General features: G+C 58.7%; 19 protein-coding genes. 6 read left to right on the top strand and 13 right to left on the bottom strand.

The window, feature by feature from the left end; translation table 11 throughout:
* Positions 1-74 precede the first annotated feature (74 nt).
* The 6 genes from ACTJK5_RS06925 to ACTJK5_RS06950 all read right to left on the bottom strand — a co-directional run bounded on the left by ACTJK5_RS06925 (position 75) and on the right by ACTJK5_RS06950 (position 4,615).
* Positions 75-614 carry a MerR family transcriptional regulator gene (locus tag ACTJK5_RS06925; RefSeq protein ID WP_062425585.1) on the bottom strand — a complete coding sequence of 180 codons (540 nt, stop codon included), beginning with the start codon at positions 612-614 and terminating at the stop codon, positions 75-77.
* A gap of 165 nt (positions 615-779) precedes the next feature.
* A complete protein-coding gene (locus ACTJK5_RS06930) occupies positions 780-1,118 on the bottom strand; it encodes an integration host factor subunit alpha (RefSeq protein WP_062425586.1) in 339 nt (112 codons plus the stop codon).
* 249 nt (positions 1,119-1,367) lie between these two features.
* The gene (locus ACTJK5_RS06935; protein WP_062437872.1) at positions 1,368-2,339 is read right to left on the bottom strand and encodes a beta-ketoacyl-ACP synthase III; all 972 of its coding nucleotides are present in this window, start codon (positions 2,337-2,339) and stop codon (positions 1,368-1,370) included.
* 3 nt (positions 2,340-2,342) lie between these two features.
* Positions 2,343-3,404, bottom strand: coding sequence for a phosphate acyltransferase PlsX (gene plsX, locus ACTJK5_RS06940; RefSeq protein WP_062425588.1), 1,062 nt, complete (start codon positions 3,402-3,404; stop codon positions 2,343-2,345).
* A gap of 99 nt (positions 3,405-3,503) precedes the next feature.
* Positions 3,504-4,067: a YceD family protein gene (locus ACTJK5_RS06945; RefSeq protein ID WP_062437873.1), complete on the bottom strand. Its 564-nt coding sequence runs from the start codon at positions 4,065-4,067 to the stop codon at positions 3,504-3,506.
* Between the two features lie 8 nt (positions 4,068-4,075).
* Positions 4,076-4,615, bottom strand: coding sequence for a ubiquinol-cytochrome C chaperone family protein (locus ACTJK5_RS06950; protein WP_440612066.1), 540 nt, complete (start codon positions 4,613-4,615; stop codon positions 4,076-4,078).
* A gap of 274 nt (positions 4,616-4,889) precedes the next feature.
* Between ACTJK5_RS06950 and ACTJK5_RS06955 the strand changes: the two genes are divergently transcribed.
* The gene (locus ACTJK5_RS06955) at positions 4,890-5,420 is read left to right on the top strand and encodes an outer membrane protein assembly factor BamE (RefSeq protein WP_062437877.1); all 531 of its coding nucleotides are present in this window, start codon (positions 4,890-4,892) and stop codon (positions 5,418-5,420) included.
* A 78-nt stretch (positions 5,421-5,498) separates the two neighbouring features.
* On the opposite strand, the gene ACTJK5_RS06960 is transcribed toward ACTJK5_RS06955, so the two are convergent.
* Positions 5,499-6,395 carry a branched-chain amino acid ABC transporter permease gene (locus ACTJK5_RS06960; protein WP_440612067.1) on the bottom strand — a complete coding sequence of 299 codons (897 nt, stop codon included), beginning with the start codon at positions 6,393-6,395 and terminating at the stop codon, positions 5,499-5,501.
* 60 nt (positions 6,396-6,455) lie between these two features.
* Here ACTJK5_RS06960 and ACTJK5_RS06965 point away from each other — a divergent pair, with 60 nt between their 5' ends.
* Positions 6,456-7,007 (top strand): CGNR zinc finger domain-containing protein, encoded by a 552-nt coding sequence (locus tag ACTJK5_RS06965; protein WP_440612068.1) that lies wholly within the window; start codon positions 6,456-6,458, stop codon positions 7,005-7,007.
* A complete protein-coding gene (locus ACTJK5_RS06970) occupies positions 7,004-7,504 on the top strand; it encodes a hypothetical protein (protein ID WP_153311240.1) in 501 nt (166 codons plus the stop codon). The genes ACTJK5_RS06965 and ACTJK5_RS06970 overlap by 4 nt, the downstream gene beginning before the upstream one ends.
* Before the next feature lie 100 nt (positions 7,505-7,604).
* On the opposite strand, the gene ndk is transcribed toward ACTJK5_RS06970, so the two are convergent.
* The 3 genes from ndk to ACTJK5_RS06985 all read right to left on the bottom strand — a co-directional run bounded on the left by ndk (position 7,605) and on the right by ACTJK5_RS06985 (position 9,694).
* On the bottom strand, positions 7,605-8,027 hold the full coding sequence (gene ndk, locus ACTJK5_RS06975; protein ID WP_062425595.1) for a nucleoside-diphosphate kinase: 423 nt from the start codon (positions 8,025-8,027) through the stop codon (positions 7,605-7,607).
* A gap of 102 nt (positions 8,028-8,129) precedes the next feature.
* Positions 8,130-8,819, bottom strand: coding sequence for a glutathione S-transferase family protein (locus ACTJK5_RS06980; protein ID WP_162741854.1), 690 nt, complete (start codon positions 8,817-8,819; stop codon positions 8,130-8,132).
* A 116-nt stretch (positions 8,820-8,935) separates the two neighbouring features.
* Positions 8,936-9,694, bottom strand: coding sequence for a class I SAM-dependent methyltransferase (locus tag ACTJK5_RS06985; protein ID WP_113260766.1), 759 nt, complete (start codon positions 9,692-9,694; stop codon positions 8,936-8,938).
* 114 nt (positions 9,695-9,808) lie between these two features.
* On the opposite strand from ACTJK5_RS06985, the gene ACTJK5_RS06990 reads away from it, so the two are divergent.
* The 3 genes from ACTJK5_RS06990 (at position 9,809) to ACTJK5_RS07000 (ending at position 13,657) form a co-directional block, all read left to right on the top strand.
* On the top strand, positions 9,809-11,692 hold the full coding sequence (locus ACTJK5_RS06990; protein ID WP_113225468.1) for an ABC-F family ATP-binding cassette domain-containing protein: 1,884 nt from the start codon (positions 9,809-9,811) through the stop codon (positions 11,690-11,692).
* Between the two features lie 96 nt (positions 11,693-11,788).
* A complete protein-coding gene (locus ACTJK5_RS06995) occupies positions 11,789-12,631 on the top strand; it encodes a polysaccharide deacetylase family protein (protein ID WP_113265960.1) in 843 nt (280 codons plus the stop codon).
* Between the two features lie 99 nt (positions 12,632-12,730).
* Positions 12,731-13,657, top strand: coding sequence for a Gfo/Idh/MocA family protein (locus ACTJK5_RS07000; RefSeq protein WP_112518968.1), 927 nt, complete (start codon positions 12,731-12,733; stop codon positions 13,655-13,657).
* Positions 13,658-13,803: 146 nt separating this feature from the next.
* Here the strand turns inward: ACTJK5_RS07000 and ACTJK5_RS07005 are convergent, their stop codons facing one another.
* From ACTJK5_RS07005 to araD, 3 genes are read right to left on the bottom strand one after another with little or no spacing between them, the layout of a single operon-like run.
* Positions 13,804-14,514, bottom strand: coding sequence for a ribonuclease activity regulator RraA (locus ACTJK5_RS07005; protein ID WP_062425600.1), 711 nt, complete (start codon positions 14,512-14,514; stop codon positions 13,804-13,806).
* Positions 14,515-14,547: 33 nt separating this feature from the next.
* Positions 14,548-15,348: an NAD-dependent epimerase/dehydratase family protein gene (locus ACTJK5_RS07010; RefSeq protein WP_335322682.1), complete on the bottom strand. Its 801-nt coding sequence runs from the start codon at positions 15,346-15,348 to the stop codon at positions 14,548-14,550.
* Between the two features lie 12 nt (positions 15,349-15,360).
* Positions 15,361-17,085, bottom strand: a complete 1,725-nt coding sequence (araD, locus tag ACTJK5_RS07015) for an L-arabinonate dehydratase (RefSeq protein WP_440612069.1) — start codon at positions 17,083-17,085, stop codon at positions 15,361-15,363.

Genomic DNA, 17,085 nt, shown 5'->3' on the forward strand with positions numbered 1-17,085 from the left:
CACAAGCCCAAACTGAGACGTCTGCGGCCGCGGTTGTCACGGAGAACGCCGCTCTCCATCCGTCCCCTCGCCGTTCAACGCACCTGATCGAGCAGGCGCTTGCACTCCAGAAGGTCGAAGAGCGCCTCCTGCAGCAGGGCGCGATCATCCTTGCTGATGCTGGATTTGCCGATGGAAATTTCCGGCGTGTCGTCGGATGATCCTCCGCCAAAGCCGAAGAAGCGGCCGCTGGGCCTCGCCTTGGGACGCCCGACGACTTCGTCTTCGTCCGGCTGCACGACGCGCGGCTCGGCGGTCTGCTTCTCTCCGCTGGCAGCCATGATGGCTTCCATGGTCGCCATGTCGCCAGACGCGATGGCCGCAACGAAGCGGTTGCCATTGGTCTTGAGGAGTTTCTGCACGCCCTTGATCGTGTATCCATGATCGTAAAGCAGATGCCGGATGCCCTTCAGGAGATCGACATCGTCCGGGCGATAGTAGCGTCGCCCGCCGCCGCGCTTCATCGGCTTGATCTGGGGAAAGCGGGTTTCCCAGAAACGCAGCACGTGCTGCGGCAGATCAAGATCGTCCGCAACTTCACTGATCGTTCTAAAGGCGTCTGGACTCTTATCCACGCTTAACTCCCACCCGACGAAATGACAGGTTTGCAAAACACACGATAAGGTATGATGCGAATCGTCTTTATTTCAACGGCTTGACGGTTGAAATTCAAGTATGTTCACAGGAAGAAAAGCAGTGAGGTATCAGAATGGGCGTGGATAGCGTCGAAAGAAGCCTCTTTATGAGCCGGGCTTCTGGGTCTTCTGCTTCGCCTTGCGCGATGCGTGGGCCTTGAGGATACGCTGTTTCAGAACGTTGGAGGCCTTGAAGGTCATGACGCGACGCGGCGAAATCGGCACTTCTTCGCCGGTCTTGGGATTGCGACCGATACGCTCGTTCTTTTCACGGATCTGGAAGGTTGCGAAGGAGGAGAGCTTCACCACCTCGCCACGGGTGATGGCATTACAGATCTCGTCAATGACGGTTTCGACCAGCTCGGCGGATTCAGTCCGGGACAACCCCACCTTGCGAAACACAGACTCGGCCAAATCCGCACGTGTCACAGTTTTACCGGCCATTTTTCCCCGCGCTTATCTCTGTTGTGTTCTGGAAACCGCCTGAGACTATTGCCGTTGACGGCAGCGGTCAAGGAATGTTTCCAGAATCGTTTAGGGATTTACGGCAATGATGGCAAGGGTTTACGTTAAAGCGCCGTGCGTCCTGTAGGACGCACAAGGGACGCCTTTACCTTTTTGAATCCACACATCGTGCTTTTCCGAAAATCGATTTCGACTTTCGGGCCGATGCGGTCGATCGTCACCGAAACGTTACCAGCGCAGAAGCACCGAGCCCCAGGTAAAGCCGCCGCCCATCGCTTCCAGCATAACGAGGTCGCCCTGCTTGATGCGCCCGTCGGCAGCAGCGGTTGCGAGCGCCAGCGGAATGGAGGCCGCAGAGGTGTTCCCGTGCAGATCGACCGTGACGACAACCTTCTCCAGCGGAATGCCAAGCTTCTTCGCCGAGCCATCGATGATACGGCGATTGGCCTGGTGTGGAACGAGCCAATCGAGATCCTCTGCCGTGGTGCCGGTTGCTTCAAAGGCTGCCTCGATCACGTCCGTGATCATGCCGACGGCATGCTTGAAGACTTCGCGGCCTTCCATGCGCAAGTGGCCGACAGTGCCGGTCGTCGATGGCCCACCATCAACGTAAAGCTTTTCCTTGTGCGCGCCATCCGAACGCAGGTGGGAGGTCAGCACGCCCCGGTCGGAGGTCTTGCCTTCGCCCTCACCTGCTTCCAGGATGACAGCACCGGCGCCATCGCCGAAAAGAACGCAGGTGGTGCGATCCTTCCAGTCGAGAATGCGCGAGAAGGTTTCGGCACCAATGACCAGAACGCGCTTTGCCATGCCGCCACGAATGTAGAGATCGGCCGTCGCCATCGCATAGACGAAGCCGGAGCAAACGGCCTGAACGTCAAAGGCAAAGCCGCCAGTGATGCCAAGGCGGTTCTGGATGTTCACTGCGGTTGCCGGAAACGTATTGTCGGGTGTGGATGTGGCAACGATGATGAGATCGATGTCTTCGGGCTTCAGCCCGCCATTGTCCAAGGCCGCGCGGGCCGCAGCCTCGCCGAGCGACGCCGATGTCTCGCCCTCGCCTGCAATGTAGCGCTGCTTGATGCCGGTGCGCTGAACGATCCATTCGTCCGAGGTCTCGACGATGCCTTCGATTTCCTGGTTCGTCACAACCCGCTTCGGCAGCGCCGCTCCGAAGCCACGTACAATAGAGCGGATCATTGGTTATTCCTCATCAACCACGAGAGCTTCAGGCGCCGGAGGCGGAAGTCTTCTTGCGTGGTATGCTTTCAAATCATTTTCGATCTTGGCGGTCAGGCCATTATGCACCATGTCATAGCCGACATCGATGGCGGAGGCGAAGCCGAGCGCATCCGTGCCGCCGTGGCTCTTGATGACGATGCCGTTCAGCCCCAGGAACACGCCGCCATTGACCTTGCGGGGATCCATCTTCTCACGCAGCACATCGAATGCGCTCTTGGCCAGAAGATAGCCGATCTTCGCGATGAAGCTGCGGGAAATCGCTTCGCGCAGCAAAGTCGTGATCTGGCGTGCGGTGCCTTCTGCGGCCTTCAGTGCAATATTGCCGGTAAACCCTTCGGTAACGACGACATCGACCGTACCCTTGCCGATATCGTCGCCTTCGACGAAACCGCGGTAGTCGATGGTGGCGAGATCGGCTTCACGAATGAGGCGACCGGCTTCGCGGACCTCTTCCTGTCCCTTGACCTCTTCGACACCGACATTGAGGAGGCCGACAGTCGGGCGATCGACATCGAACAGCGCACGCGCCATGGCACCGCCCATCAGGGCAAAATCCAGAAGCTGCTGGGAGTCCGCACCAATGGTCGCGCCGATATCGAGAACGATGCTCTCGCCGCGCAGCGTGGGCCAGATGCCGGCAATCGCCGGACGTTCAATCCGCGCCATGGTGCGCAAACAGAATTTCGCCATCGCCATCAGCGCACCGGTGTTGCCGGCAGAAACGGCAACATCCGCCTCGCCCACCTTGACCGCTTCAATGGCGCGCCACATGCTGGAGACGTAACGACCGCGACGAAGCGCCTGGCTCGGCTTTTCATCCATGGCAACCGAGACTTCGCAGTCGAAGAACTCGGACTTCTCCATCAGACGAGGATATTGCGCCAGAATAGGGTCGCACTTGCTCTTCTGCCCATAGAGCAGGAATGTCACGTCGTTGTGCCGCTCGAGTGCCTTTGCAGCACCGGGTATGACAACATCAGGGCCGTGGTCCCCACCCATGACGTCAATTGCTATTCTGATCACTCGTCCCTGATCCTTCTGACCGCCGCGCGGTAATTTTCGGGCGAAAATACCGTTTCCGCCCAGCCTTACAACTGAATTGTTCGCTTCTTACGAAGGCATTCAGTCTTTTTTCCAATCTTTCAACACCGCGAAGGGCGAAGGTTTTTTGTCTTCCATCGGCGTCTTCTCGCCGTATCCGTCGAAATCGATACCGTCTTTTCGCGGATAGGGATCAATCGCCAGAGCGGCAAATTCCGCAACGACCACGCCGACATCGATCGTGTCACCGACAAACTGATCGGGAATATCCGGACCGTCCGGATCGAGCACGATCTCACCGTCTTCATTCGTCGTCATGCGCGCGAGCTTCGAACCTTCCGGCACGAAAATCTGCTCGACTTTTTCGTCGATCACGCTCGGGACGGGCTCAAGCGTTACCACACAAGCCTGCGTGATACCGGCCTGCACCTGACCCTTGATCCTGATCCCGTCCCTTTTCCAACGGGTGACCTGCAATTCGCTTTTGAGATAGTCCACCGACAGGACATCCCAGAATTTTGCGAGCGCCTTCAGCTCTTCCGGGCTTGCCTCGAGACCAATCCTGACCGGATTGGCAGAAATATGACCTACCTTGACGGGATAGGAAAAGGGCGCGTCATCATTGGCCGCATGGGGCGATTTCATTGAAAACCTCACAAATCCGGTGAAGGCAGCGTGACAGTTCCCGTCGCTACAGCGTCTTCCGGCTGCGCAGACAGCATCTCCGACGCCCACATCATCCATTTCGAAAGCGCGCGCATATCCGGCGCGGCCTCATCTGCCTGGGGATATATATTGCGACGGAGCGCTGCCGCAAGTGCATCGGCATCCGCACCGTCGATTGCAGCGGCATAGGATTCCAGCCTGCCATAAAACATGCCTGCAAATTTCTTCATCCGCTTCGGCACGCCCTGGTCGCCGATCCCCAGTTCCCGCATAGAATGATCGAGATCCTGGAAGAAGGCATCGACGATCTCCTGGGCGATTTCCTGACCGCTGACCGATGCGCCTTTGGTGCGGCGAAAATACAGAATCATCACAACCGCCAGCATTTCAAAACGGCCCATGACCGTGTCCGGAACGCCCATGTGCAGATAGAAGCCCGGCTGGCGAGCGGCCTGCGTCAATATAGAATATTGGCGATCAACGATGGCGCGATTGTTGTTTTTCTTTCTGAAAAGCCCAAAAACCATCGAAAAATCCGAATATCGACCGACGAAATCGTGTCTCGCCCATCGCACTTGTTGCATGATTGTCAAAGCTGGTTTACCGAAGCATCCGAGAATTGCAATGCCGTGTCAGTCACGTTCATCATCGTGCTGAAACAGTCAAGGATAGGCGCCAGGAGGCGGTGCCGGTTTCTGAAACATGTTGCATTCCATGGTGAAACGGGGAATTCCTGTCCCCGGATTGACATAATCGTGTGTACAGAAGCGGTACGACACGCAATGCCGGAAGGTGCCATTCATGATCGCAGTCGGGGAAACGCAGGTGAACAAGCAGAAGTCGGCCGGAAAGACCAAGTTTCTGAGCAAAGCCGCCATCGCCGTTGTTGTTGCCTCGAGCCTGCTGACGGCCTGCTCCAGCACCACGGACGTTTTCCATAACGGCTATGTGCTGGACGAACAGTCGCTGCAGCTGATCCCCGTCGGCTCGAGCCGCGAACAGGTGCTGCTGACCATGGGTACGCCGTCGACGACGGCAACGTTCGGCAATGAGGTGTTCTACTACATCTCGCAAAAGCGTGTTCGCAGGGCAGCTTTCATGAAACCGCAGCTCGTCGAGCAGAACATTCTTGCGATCTATTTCGACAAGAACGGAGTCGTCTCTCAGAAGGCGAACTACACGCTTCAGGACGGCAAGGTCTTCGACAGCATCTCGCGCACCACGCCGACGGGCGGCAAGGACCTCACCTTCCTGCAGCAGCTGCTTTCCGGTGGCCCTGCGGGTGCCGGCATCGCCAAGAGCATCCTCGGTGGCAACAACAGCGCCTTCTGACGCGAGACATACCGATAGTTTCGAAAAGGCCGGCGCCAAATGGACGCTGGCCTTTTTCATGTCCGATAATAATCCCTATTACGGTAAAGGACGTTCGCTGCGCGCTGCGATCAGCCACAGGATCAGCATGAGGAGGACGCCGGCATCGCGCAAGGTGACGGCTCCGTAGGCCGACCAGAACGTCTCCCCGACACCGACCGCGGCAGCGCCTGCTGCAGATTTGAGTGGACTCGAATATCCGCCAGCAGCCGAGATCAAGACGACTTTCAAGCCGAAGGTGAGACCCGCGCCGAAATCCATATTGCCGTAATAAAAGGTGGCGAGCACCCCGCAAACCGAGGCGACAAACGCTGCGGCACAATATGACAGCAAAAACACCCTGCCCGCATTCACCCCCATCAGTTTTGCTGCAAAGTCATCTTCGGAAACGGCCCTCCACTGCCTGCCGAACTGAGACGAGCGAAGGAACAGCCAGCCAGCCGTGATCAGAGCGCAAAAGCAGGCAGAGTTCAAAATCTGGATCGGCGTCGTCGTGACGAGGAAATCTCCCTGTTGCCAGAGCAATACACGATCGTTGAAGAGCGGAGGCAACCAGAGCGAACGGGTGTCGGCTGCAAGTCTTGCACTCTCCATCAGTGCAATCAGCGCCCCGATCGATGCCACCGTGACCGCGTTGGGCGTGGCCGGGGCGAGAGGCCGCATCACGGCGCGGCCGATCAGAAAGCCTGCCCATATCCCGCCAAAAAGGCCAGCGACCGCCCCGAAGGCCAATGTGGCAGCAAGGGTCAACCAAAGCCGGTTCCAGCCAAAATCGGCAAAGAGCAGACAGGTCAGTCCGGCAAAAGCAAAAATTCCCCCGAAGGTGACATCGGCACGCTTGGTGATGGCAAAGGCGATGGCATAGCCGAAGGCCAGCGCGGCATAGAGAGCTGCAATCGGAACGGCGTTCAGAATCTGCTGCAGAAAATAGGCCATCTCAGCCCTCCCACCGCCAATCTAACTGGTAAAATTGATTTTACCAGTTATAATTGTCTCATGACCTTCACCTGGACACCGCATCGATTTTCCGGCGGAGCGCTCGCTCTGGATATCGCCAACACCGTTATTCTACGCGGTGATGCCGACCGCTCGATCGACCGTTTCGCCAGCAGCAAGCAGATCGAGAGCTTTTGCGAGGCGGCCGTTGCGATGTGTGCCGAAAGAGAAGGCATGCCAACTGCCTTACGACCGCCGCCTGTGGAATCGGAAGATGTGCTGATTGATCTGAGAGAGGCGACAGATCGCTACTTCCGCACGGCGATTGCGACGGGGGCGGAAGACAATGCGCTGCTTGCCGATCTTCTGAGCGCTTGCGCCGCGGCGCTGAGGACGGCGAAAGCGGACGACCTCTCCGCGGCAATGGCCCATTCCGTGCTGCACTTGATTCACGGCCCTGATCGCAGTCACATGCGCATTTGCACCAATTGCGGCTGGCTGTTTCTCGACCGCAGCAAGAACCGCAGCCGGATCTGGTGCGACATGGCGGTCTGCGGCAACCGGCGCAAGGCGAGCCGCCATTACAAGCGCAAGAAGGAGACCGCAGAATGAGATGGTTGACCCTATCCTTCATTCTGCTTGCGCTTGCAGGATGCCAGCGTGAAGAGCAAAGGGATGTCGCGAAAATTTCCGGGCGCATGTTCGTCTTCAACTACCGCGTCGCGGTGGCAACCTATCTCGTCACGCTTCAAGCACAGGTGCCGATAGAAGAAGGAAGCGTGATAGAGGCGGAGTTCGAGAACCCGCGTGGCGGCGAAGCACTGACGGTCTCCGAACGGCTTTTTCCTAAAAATTCGAAGATTGTTCTTCAAAGCCCACCGGTGGAATGCGTCAGGCAGGACCGGCCCTACAAGGTAACGATCCGATTGAGAGCGCCCGATGGGCATGTGATGCAGACACTCGAAACCAAGGTGACCTCCGACACGGATCAATCGCTGCTTCCGGCAAAGCCGCTTGTGGTCGGCCCCCTCTACACGCCGAACCCAGAGGTGTTTCGCAGTGACGGCACGACGGACATGAAGCCGGTTCAAAACTGCCCGGCGTCCTAGAATTGGCCCGATCAGCATCTGCGGCAGAGAACGAAAACAAAAAAAACGGGGCCGTTGCGGGCCCCGTTTTCAGAAACACTCAGCCTTGCAGCCGATAGGATCAGCCGACGATTTCGGTTTCAGCGAACCAGTAAGCGATTTCCTGGGCAGCGGTTTCCGGAGCATCCGAACCGTGGACCGAGTTCTCACCGATGGAGAGAGCGAAGGTCTTGCGGATGGTGCCTTCGGCAGCCTGCGCAGGGTTGGTTGCGCCCATGATTTCGCGGTTCTTGAGGATGGCGTTTTCGCCTTCCAGAACCTGAACGATGGTCGGGCCGGAGGTCATGCCTTCAACCAGTTCGCCGAAGAAAGGACGTTCCTTGTGAACAGCGTAGAAGCCTTCTGCTTCGCGCTTGCTCATCCAGACGCGCTTGGATGCGATAACGCGCAGGCCGTTTTCTTCAAAAACCTTGGTGATGGCGCCAGTGAGGTTACGCTTCGTTGCGTCCGGCTTGATCATCGAGAATGTGCGTTCAATCGCCATTATTGCGGTTCCTTGTCATAGAAAGAAAGTGGGCGGTGTTTACCCGCCCAAACGCCCGAAAACAAGGGGGCTTTCCGTAATTGGCATGCGCCGGACGACATTTCACGCCGCTGTCACACTGCGCCCCTTCGCGCCGTGCAGATCGAGGCAGCGCTCGAACCAGTCGCGAACCGGATCCTTGGCGGCGAAGAGGTCAACGCCGCTTGCGACCCTCGACCACTGAAGCGCGCCGAAGACGATGTAGTCGGCAAAGAGCGGGCTTTCACCACCAAGGAACGGCTGGCGGCCGAGCATCTTGCGAATGGGTTCAAGGCGAGAAGGAAACGCAGCAATCTCTGCCTCGCGCTCGGCAATCACCTCTTCCAGCGCGGCACCCAGCGCTTTGGTCCGGCTCTCGCGGAAATAGGCCTGGTCCTGATCATCCAGCATGTCGTGAATATCGAGAAGCGCGATCCTGACGATGGCCGGATGGAGCTGCGTCTGCGACCAGCTTTCGACGAACCGAGACAATGCCTTGCCGCCCTCCCCGTTGAACAGCGATGGCTGATCGGGATAGGCCTCATCGAGATAGACCGCGATTTCGAAGCTATCCTTTACGAGCCTGTCTCCGTCACGCAGGACAGGCACGGTTTTCGAAAAACCGTTTTCGATGCCGGGTATGGCGGTGAAGGCGAGCGGACGCTCTTCGAAATCCAGCCCCTTATGCGCCAGCGACAAAACGGTTTTCCAGCAATGGGGCGAGAACGGACGGCTGATGTCACGGCCGCAGAGCGTGTAAAGCGTAATCGACATGGTCACTCCTGTTTTGATGACCCCATTGAACAGGCTGATGCGGCGAAAATCAAACCACGAGTCTTCATGCCAGCCATCACGGAGTTTGAAGAGACGTTGTTCTCATGAAGCGAAGGTCAGAACCTGTAGAGGAAAAGCCTCGTGCGACGAGCATCATCGACCTCCAGGATCGTGACTGGCGCGACACCCGGGACCTCGAAACTGTTGGAGACCAGGATCGTTCCCGGACGCATCGCCGCCTTTGCCTTTTCGTAAAGGCCGGGCATCGGTACGGGCGACAGGAAGCAGTAGACCACATCATATTGGGAAAGATCCGCATCCCACAGGCTCTCATAGAGGATCGCCGCATTGGGACGGCGGATGAACGCTACCCAGAGCTTGGAGACCAATGTCAGAAGCGGTGCCGTCTCATAACCGTCCACCTGAACGGTGGGATGATGCTTCGCCAAGAAGGTAACGATGCCGCCGGCACCACTGCCCAGATCGGCGACGCGGCGGGCATTTTCCCGCGCCACAAGATCACCGATCGCCTTCCAGGTCTGGCGATTGGTCATGTAGAACGGCACCTGCTCCTTCGCACCATTCCAGAAGACCAGCACGCAGGCGATGAAAGCGAGACCATAGGCCCAGGCCGGGACGACGTCATTGTAGACGACGGCGAAGGGCAGAAGGATTTGCACCGGCATCCAGAACCACCAGAGACCAAGGAGCCGCCCGATCAGCGCCGACAGAACGCCCTGTATCAGCAGGATTTCGAAAAGCCCAAGCGGCAGCCGCCAGCCCATGCGCTGCACAAGAACGAAACCACCGAGCACGATCGCCTGAGAGAGAACGAGCCTGACAAGGTTCAAGATGGGCTGGAGAATTCGGCTCATGAATGGGTTCTTCGTGACGGCATGGCAACCTCCCCTGTCTAGAAGGCCATGATGGCGCGGGGCTTGCCTCTCTCCCATCTTGCAAGCGCCAGGAAACTCGGCCAAAAGGCTGGCATGATCACGATTACCGACCTTTCCGCCCGTATCGCAGGCCGCCTGCTTCTCGACAATGCCAGCGTCTCGCTGCCGGACGGCGTGAAGGCCGGTCTGGTGGGGCGCAATGGCGCTGGGAAATCGACGCTGTTTCGCGTCATCACCGGCGATCTCGGCTCTGAAAGTGGCAGCGTCACCATTCCAAAGCATGCGCGCATTGGACAGGTAGCGCAGGAAGCACCGGGGACGGAAGATTCGCTGATCTCCATCGTACTTGCGGCCGACAAGGAGCGGGCAGCGCTGCTGCAGGAATCCGAAACGGCGACGGATCCGAACAGGATTGCGGAAATCCAGATGCGACTTGTCGATATCGACGCGCATTCGGCAGAGGCGCGCGCGTCGGCCATTCTCGCCGGTCTCGGTTTTGATCAGGAGGCGCAGTTGCGCCCCGCCTCTTCTTTCTCCGGCGGCTGGCGCATGCGCGTGGCACTCGCCTCGGTTCTCTTCGCCGAGCCCGATCTTCTGCTGCTCGACGAACCGACCAACTATCTCGACCTTGAAGGCACGCTGTGGCTGGAAGACTATATCCGCCGCTATCCTCACACCGTCATCATCATCAGCCACGACCGCGATCTTTTGAACAATGCCGTCAATTCGATCATCCATCTGGATCAGAAGAAGCTGACCTTCTATCGCGGCGGCTATGATTCCTTCGAGCGGCAGAAGGCGGAAGCCGACGAGTTGCAGATGAAGGCGAAGGTGAAGAGCGATGCCGCGCGCAAGCATCTGCAAAGCTATATTGACCGTTTCCGCTACAAGGCCTCCAAGGCCAAGCAGGCGCAAAGCCGCATCAAGGCGCTGGAGCGGATGGGCACCGTTGCCGCCGTTATCGAGGATCACGTTCAGCCCATCACCTTTCCGGAGCCGGAAAAGCAGCCCGCCTCGCCGATTGTCGCGATCCAGAGCGGTGTCGTCGGTTACGAACCGGGCAAGCCGATCCTCAAAGGTCTGAACTTGCGCATCGACAATGACGACCGTATCGCCCTGCTCGGCTCCAACGGTAACGGCAAATCCACCTTCGCCAAGTTCATTTCCGGCCGCCTGCCAGCACAGGCGGGCGATCTGCGTATCGCGCCGGGCCTGAAGATCGGCTTCTTTGCCCAGCACCAGCTGGACGATCTGGTGCCCAACGAAACGCCGGTTGAGCATGTGCGCAAGCTGATGCCGCAGGCGGCGGAAGCGCAGGTGCGCTCACGCGTTGCGCAGATGGGCCTTGCGACGGAAAAGATGTCGACCGCTGCCAAGGATTTGTCGGGTGGTGAGAAAGCCCGTCTGCTGATGGGGCTTGCGGCCTTCCACGCGCCGAACCTGCTGATCCTCGACGAGCCGACCAACCATCTCGATATCGACAGCCGTCGCGCGCTGATCGAGGCCCTGAATGATTACGATGGTGCCGTGATCCTGATTTCGCACGACAGGCATCTCATCGAAGCCACCGTGGACCGTCTCTGGCTGGTCAACAACGGCACGGTGACGAGCTTCGAAGGCGATATGGAAGAGTATCGCGACATCGTCATCGCCTCCGGCAAGAAGAAGGATGAGAAGGTCGAAACCGCAAGTGATCAGGCGTCCAAGGCGGATCAGCGCAAAGCCAATGCCGAAAAGCGCGCGCAGCTTGCGCCGCTGAAGAAAAAGATCAACGAAATCGAATCCTTGACGGCAAAGCTTGAGAAACAGATTCAAGCGCTCGACACGGAGCTTGCCGATCCGACGCTGTATGAAAAGGCGCCGGCCAAAGCAGCAGAAAAGGTCAAGCAGCGCGGTGAAGCGGCGGCCAAACTTTCCGCGGCAGAAGAACAGTGGCTGTTGTTGTCCAGCGAATATGAAGAAGCCATGGCTGGATAAATCAAACGTTACTTTCCAGCAAGGTAAGTAACGCGCCGTTAACCATAATCATAGAAAGCTCGGCAACAACGTCACCCCTGATTTGCCGAGCTTTTCATGCGCTTCTCCCCACTCTTCGTGTCCGCAGCCATTGCGCTGTGCCTTTCCAGTTGCGCAGGTAAGCCGCAGGCCGAAGGGTCGCTGAAAAGCTCCTTCGCCGCTACCATGCCCGACAATCCCGCGGCAGGTGCACATGATCCGATCGCGCTATCGCCAGCGGCATGGATGCGTCCTCGCAATCCGATGGGCCTAGCCGGTCGCGACATCGAGGTGTCATCGCTGAAAGACATCGCGCTTGCCAATAAGGAAGTCGTGCTGAGTTTCGACGATGGCCCGGTGCCGGGTAAAACAGAGCGGATTCTTGCGACACTGAACGAGTTCGGCGTGAAGGCCACTTTCCTGATGGTTGGCGAAATGGCGCAACACTATCCCGACATCGCCAAGAAGGTCGTGGCCGAAGGCCACACGATCGGCAGCCACACCTTTAGCCATCCCAACCTGCGCAACCTGACCTTCGATCGGGCGCTGGCGGAAGTGGCAAAGGGTGAAAAGGCCGTGGCGAAGGCGACGGATACGGATGCGATGTTCTTCCGCTTCCCCTACCTATCGGATAACCGCAACCTGCGACACATGGTGTCCGAGCGCGGTCTCGTCATCATGGACGTCCAGGTGGATTCCAAGGACTATTTCTCCGATACACCTGCGCTCGTCGCGTCGCGCACGATTGCTGCCCTTCGCCATCGCGGCAGCGGTATCATCCTGATGCATGACATTCACAAGCGGACAGCCACCATGCTGCCCGCGCTGCTGACCCAATTGAAAGCCGAGGGCTACAAGGTGGTGCATCTGGTCTACAAGAAGCCGGCCCACAAGCCGCTGCTTGTTGCATCCGCCAGCTGATTTTGAGCTGGCAGCGCCGAGCAACGGCTTGCCCGGCCGCACGTTTCTGATACAAGGCATAAAGTATTATTTTTAGAGCATCACACGGGTCTTAAAAGCATGTCAGCCATCAAGCTTGCCATCGTCGGCGTCGGCAAAATCGTTCGCGACCAGCATCTTCCAGCCATCGCCGCCAATGCGGATTTCGACCTTGTCGCAACGGCCAGCCGTCATGGTACCGTGGAAGGCGTGCCGTCCCACCACACGATCGAAGAGCTGATCGCAGCCGTGCCGGAAGTGACTGCGGTGTCGCTCTGCATGCCGCCGCAATATCGCTACGAGGCAGCCTATACGGCGCTCAACGCCGGCAAGCATGTCTTCCTTGAAAAGCCACCCGGCGCAACCCTGTCTGAAGTGCAGGATCTTGTTCGCCTGGCGGATTCCAAAGGCCTGTCGCTGTTTGCAAGCTGGCATTCGCGCTACGCACCGGCCGTCGAAGCAGCAAAGAGCTTCCTGGCCTCCACCAAGATCAACAGCGTTCACGTCATCTGGAAGGAAGATGTGCGCCACTGGCACCCGAACCAGGAATGGATCTGGCAGGCCGGCGGTCTCGGTGTCTTCGACCCCGGCATCAATGCGCTGTCGATCATCACCCATATCCTGCCGCGCGCGCTGTTCATCACCAAGGCGACGCTGGAATTCCCGGAAAACCGCGACGCGCCGATTGCCGCCGACATCCACTTCTCCGACGTGACGAAGATGCCGGTGCATGCCGAGTTCGACTGGCGCCAGACGGGCAAGCAGAGCTGGGATATCGTCGCCGAGACCGAAGCCGGTCAGATGGTGCTCTCCGAAGGCGGCGCAAAGCTTTCGATCAATGGCGAACTGAAATTTGCCGAGCCGGAGCGCGAATACCCTGCCCTTTACGAGCGCTTTGCCGAGATCATCAAGGCCAAGACGTCCGACGTCGATCTCGCACCGCTGACCCACGTCGCCGATGCGTTTCTGCTCGGTCGCCACAAGTTCGTGGATTCCTTCTACGACTGATTGCGGTCGTCGACGAGTTTAGCCGATGGACAAATGGCCGGGACGAACCCGGCCATTTTCTTTATGAATGATCTTGCTTAGAGCGCCGCGCTTTCCGAAAATCGACTTCGATTTTCGGGCCGACACTGTAGGGCCTTGCCCTATGGTCAGCGACCGTTTTCCTTGCGCCATGCTGCAAAAGCGGTCTGGTGCTCGTCCTTGGTGCAGGGGTAGAGGCCGATAATCGTTTCGCCTGCCTTGACGCGTTCCACGACAAAGTCCTCGTAAGCGGTCATTTCGACGGCTTCGGTCGCAATTTCATCGGCAATACCGGCGGGGATGACGATGACGCAATCCGCATCGCCAACGATGATGTCGCCAGGGAAGACCGGCGCGTCGCCGCAGCCGATCGGGCCGTTGATCTCAATTGCTTCATGCTTGGTGAGGTTCGTTGGGCTGGACGGGCGGGTGTGGTAGGCCGGGATATCCAGCTCGGCAATGGTTGCCGCGTCGCGGAAACCGCCGTCGGAGACGATACCGGCACCGCCGCGCACCATCAAACGCGTGACAAGAATATCGCCAGCGGAGGCAGCACTTGCGTCCTTGCGGCTATCCATGACCAGCACGTGGCCCGGAGGGCAGGTCTCGATCGCCACGCGCTGCGGATGGGCAGGGTTGCGGAATTCGACGAGTTGATTGCGGTCTTCACGGGCCGGCATGTAGCGCAGGGTAAAGGCCGGGCCTACCATGTTCTTGCCCTTGTAACCAAGCGGGCGCACACCCTGGATGACCTGATTGCGCAAGCCGCGCTTATAAAGCGCCGTTGCCAGTGTCGCGACGGAAATCGTCGATAGTTTTTCGCGGGTTTCGCTGTTCATAGTGTTCTCCTCGTCGTGACGGATGAAGGTTTTTCACGCCTTGTGAATGGGTTCGTCGATGAAGACGCCACCCTGATATTTCGCGATGGCCGCCTCCAGATCAGGGCGCGGCACGGTCCGTTCGATTTCCTCGCGGAACCGCGCGGCATTGTCGCGCCGCTGCCAGCCGAGAAAATCGACATGAGAGTTGTCCCACCAGGCATCATCATTGGCAGACACACCCCAGATCACCGGGCAACCAAGCTTTCGCACGCGGAAAACGGCCTCGATCAGCGAGACAAAATCGTCATGGCTGAGCCAGGTGGAGAGCATGCGCCAATCCATCGGCTTTTCGGTGCAGGAACCGATCCGGACGATCGCCGTCTCCTGGCCAAACTTGGAATGATAGAGGCTCGCCATCGCCTCGCCGAAAATCTTCGAGACACCGTAAAGCCCATCCGGCAGGAAGGGCATGTCTGCAGTGAGCTGAGTGCCTTGGGGATAATAGCCGATCGTGTGATTGGTCGAGGCGAAGAGAATGCGTGGCTTGCCGTTCGCCCGCGCCGCTTCATAGAGATTGTAGACTCCGCGCAGATTGGCGTCCTCGATCGGATCGTATGCCTTCTCGACCGAAATGCCGCCCAGATGAACGATGCCATCGCAATCCTTCACCAGATCGTGGACGGCCTCAGCATCCTCCAGCGCGCAGCGCACCACTTCCTCATGCGGTCCGGCGGGCGGGGCAATCTTCGCCACATCCGAAAGGCGGACGATTTCGGCAACCTGGCCGAGACGCCCGCGCAGCATTCTGCCAAGCTGGCCGCCGGCACCTGTGATCAGCAAACGCTTCATCATCGACCCAATCCTTTAGTAGATGTCCGGCTCGCCAGCGCTGCGGCCGAAATCCGTCTGGAGGAAGTCGAAGTCGCAGCCCTCATCCGCCTGTGTCACGTGCTTGGAGAAGAGATAGCCATAGCCACGCTCATAACGCGGCGCTGGCGGCTGCCAAGCGGCACGGCGGCTTTCGATCTCCTCTTCGCTGACCAGCATATCGAGGCGACGTGCGGGCAGATCGAGGCGGACGATATCACCTGTCTTCAGAAGCGCGAGCGGGCCGCCAACAAAGCTTTCCGGCGCGACATGCAGCACGCAGGCGCCATAGGACGTGCCGGACATGCGGGCGTCGGAAATGCGCACCATGTCGCGGTGGCCCTTCTTGATCAGAGCTTTGGGGATGGGCAACATGCCCCATTCCGGAAAGCCGGGGCCACCCAGTGGTCCTGCATTGCGCAGCACCAGAACATGATCAGGGGTAACGTCAAGATTTTCATCGTCGATCGCCGCCTTCATTTCGGGATAGCTATCGAAGACGAGCGCTGGACCTTCATGGACATGGAACTTGGGATCGCTGGCCGCAGGCTTGATCACGGCACCATCCGGGCAGAGATTGCCACGAAGGACAGCAAGCGAGCCCTCGGCGTAGACGGGATTGTCGAGCGAGCGAATGACATCGTCATTATAGACCTTGGCGCCTTCCAGGTTTTCACCCATGCTGCGGCCCGTCACCGTCAAGGCTGAACAATCAAGACGGCTTTCGATCTGCTTCATAAGAGCGCGCAGACCACCGGCAAAGTAGAAGTCCTCCATCAGATAGTCTTTGCCCGAGGGACGGACATTGGCGATCAGCGGGGTGATGCGGCCGAGCGCATCCAATTCGTCCAGCGTCATCGGCACGCCGGCGCGCCTAGCCATGGCGATCAGATGCACGACCGCATTGGTGGAGCAGCCGGTTGCCATGGCAACGATCGCCGCATTGCGGAAGGCTGCCGCACTCAAAATCTTGTTCGGCGTCAGATCTTCGGCCACCATTTCCACGATGCGACGGCCGCAGGCAGCCGACATGCGCAGATGAGCTGAGTCCACGGCAGGGATCGAAGATGCACCCGGCAGCGTCAGACCGAGCGCATCGGTGATCGCGGTCATGGTGGAGGCCGTGCCCATGGTCATGCAGACGCCGGCGGAGCGCGCGATGCCGCCCTGGACGCCGCTCCACTCTTCATCGGTAACATTGCCTGCGCGGCGTTCGTCCCAGTATTTCCAGGCGTCGGAGCCGGAACCGAGTGTCTTGCCGGCATAATTGCCACTCAGCATCGGGCCTGCGGGCAGATAGATCATCGGCACGCCAGCGGAGATCGCACCCATGACGAGACCGGGCGTGGTCTTGTCACAGCCGCCCATCAGCACGACGCCATCGAGCGGATGAGAGCGGATCATCTCTTCCGTCTCCATCGCCAGCATGTTGCGGTAAAGCATGGAGGTCGGCTTGGTAAAGCTCTCATCGACGGAGAGGGATGGCATCTCGACGGGGAAGCCGCCAGCCTGAAGAACGCCGCGCTTCACATCCTTCACCCGTTCGGGAAAATGCGAGTGACAGGTGTTGAGCTCCGACCATGTATTGAGGATGCCGATAACCGGCTTGCCGGCAAAATCCTCTTCGGAATAGCCAAGCTGCATCATGCGCGAGCGGTGGCCGAAACTGCGCAGGTCGTCGGGTGCAAACCAGCGGGCGGAGCGAAGCTTCTTCTCAGTCAT

The sequence above is a fragment of the Agrobacterium sp. 22094 genome, from assembly GCF_052046015.1.
In the GTDB taxonomy this organism is placed as follows: domain Bacteria; phylum Pseudomonadota; class Alphaproteobacteria; order Rhizobiales; family Rhizobiaceae; genus Agrobacterium; species Agrobacterium cavarae.